We start from the raw sequence: 1,340 nt of genomic DNA, 5'->3' as shown, positions 1-1,340 counted from the left end.
GCGTGCGAAATGTCGTCGCCGGTCAGCCGCTTCCAGGCGTCGGCGATCTCCCCGAAGGACGGCGGGACCTCCCGGCGCTGGGGCGGGGTGCCGCGCTCGCAGACGATGATGCGAGTGACGCCGCCGGGCAGCGGACCGGCAATCACCATGCCGCCGGGCAGCGTCTCGCCGATCATGCGGGTCCGGATCTCCACGCCCTTGAGGTCGGCGAGGAACATCTCCATGGTCGCCGCGGTGCCCGGGAAGTCGAAACCGGCGGCCTTCCGTACGGCACTGCGCCCGCCGTCACAACCCACCAGGTACGCGGCACGCAGCCGATCGACACCCGCAGGGCCCCGCACCTCGACCTCGACACCGTCGCCGTCGTCCTTCAGGGAGAGGAACTCGTGCCCGCGCCGGATATCGGCGCCCAGACTGGACGCCCACTCCTCAAGGTGCCGCTCGGTGACGGACTGCGGCACGGTCTTGGCCGCCTGCCAAGCCCCTTCCAGTACGCCGAAGTCGATCGGCAGACCGCCGAAGTGCCCCTGGTTGCTGGTCTCGATCTCACCGAACCGGGGAAGTATCCCGCGCTGGTCGAAAACCTCCATGGTCCGCGCGGTGAATCCCAGCCCGCGCGATTCTCCGGTGCGTTCCTCGAGCCGCTCCAGGACGATGACGTCGACTCCCGCGAGCCGCAGTTCGCCGGCGAGCATCATCCCGGCAGGACCCGCACCCACGACAATCACTGCAGCATCCATATACCTCTCCTCGGGCGTCTCAGGGGTATTGCTCAGCGGAAGCAGTAATCATCTTCTTCGCCCGATAAAGCGACGACAAGGCGAATCCGTTCAGGCCTCCGTGATATTTCGTCAAGTGACTACATGCCAGGAAAAACGAGGTGAGGGGAGCGTCAGAGGTCCGCAAACCCGCAGCTCACAGCGGTCCGGCGGGAAGCTCTGACGGGAATACCAAAGAAACGCAAAGAAAAATCCCCCGGCCGCCTGCCGGGGGATTCAAGAATTCAGATACCGGTCATTCCCTGATCTCGCAGATTACCGCGCCGGAGGTGAGGGACGCGCCGACCTCCGCGCTCAGGCCCTTGATGGTGCCGGACTTGTGAGCGTTCAGCGGCTGTTCCATCTTCATGGCTTCGAGTACGACGACCAACTCGCCTTCCTTGACCTCCTGGCCTTCCTCGACGGCGATCTTGACGATGGTGCCCTGCATCGGGGAGGCGAGGGTGTCGCCGGAGGCCACGGGCCCGGACTTCCTGGCGGCGCGTCGCTTGGGCTTGGCGCCGGCGGCGAGGCCGGTGCGGGCCAGGGACATGCCGAGGGAGGAGGGCAGGGAGACCTCCA

The 1,340-nt window shown here is 66.3% G+C and carries 2 protein-coding genes; both read right to left on the bottom strand.

Annotated features, from left to right (window positions below; translation table 11 throughout):
- Window positions 1–740, bottom strand: a 740-nt coding sequence (locus ACTWQJ_RS51445; protein ID WP_443313210.1) for an FAD-dependent monooxygenase, incomplete at its 3' end; no start/stop codon positions are given.
- A gap of 274 nt (window positions 741–1,014) precedes the next feature.
- On the bottom strand, window positions 1,015–1,340 hold a 326-nt coding region (locus ACTWQJ_RS51440; RefSeq protein ID WP_443313209.1), incomplete at its 5' end, for an acetyl-CoA carboxylase biotin carboxyl carrier protein subunit.

This window comes from Streptomyces sp. KR55 (genome assembly GCF_052245645.1).
Taxonomy (GTDB): domain Bacteria; phylum Actinomycetota; class Actinomycetes; order Streptomycetales; family Streptomycetaceae; genus Streptomyces; species Streptomyces flavusporus.
This window is presented reverse-complemented; position numbering and strand designations above follow the sequence as displayed.